At 41.8% G+C, this 795-nt stretch carries 1 pseudogene; it reads left to right on the top strand.

What is annotated here, in order from left to right:
• Positions 1-795, top strand: a pseudogene (locus ACFINU_RS10170) (transporter); the annotation flags it as partial.

Raw genomic sequence — 795 nt, 5'->3', positions numbered from 1 at the left:
GCACAATTGCCTGGCAATTATGCTTATCGCACCCGCTCTGGTGCAATAACAAGCCGCAATTATGCAGCGCTTTCTCCTTTTCATTCTTTTCCGGTTGGAAAAATAGATGGCAATGTGTGGGGACCAGCGGTCGCACTAATGAAGACCTCTGCTGGTTCACCATTTTATTTTAACTTTCACTTTGGAGATTTAGGCAATACGTTTGTTTGTGGTCCCTCTGGTTCTGGGAAAACGGTTATTGTTAATTTTCTTTTAGCACAACTTCAAAAGCATGATCCCAATATGGTCTTTTTTGATAAAGATCGCGGAGCAGAACTTTTTGTCAGAGCGGGTGGCGGCACTTATATGCCCTTGAAGAATGGTAAACCGACAGGCATAGCACCGCTAAAAGGCTTAGACTATAACAATCCAGCAGATAGAGTTTTTTTACGCCAATGGATTATCAAGCTTGTTTCGTCTGAAGATCAAAAGATCAGTGAATCAGAAAGACAAGACATCACAGCGGCTGTTGACCAGCTTGCCTTGTTGCCAAAAGAACAACGGACGATCTCCGCCTTACAAATGTTTTTTGACACCACGCACAGGGAGGGGATATCGGGTCGTTTAGAAAGATGGTGTAAAGGCAATGCCTTAGGGTGGGTTTTTGACAATCCTGATGATGACATTGGCATTGATGCAAAATTTATTGGCTATGACATGACGGATTTTTTAGACAATAATGAAATTCGTCCACCATTGATGATGTATCTTTTTCATAGGATTTTGTCTCTAATTGATGGACGTCGTATTATCATT

Origin of the sequence: Bartonella sp. AC130YNZD (genome assembly GCF_042196865.1) — a bacterium.
Taxonomy (GTDB): Bacteria; Pseudomonadota; Alphaproteobacteria; order Rhizobiales; family Rhizobiaceae; genus Bartonella.
Note: the sequence above shows the minus strand (reverse complement) of the source record. Positions and strands in the feature narration are given on the sequence as shown.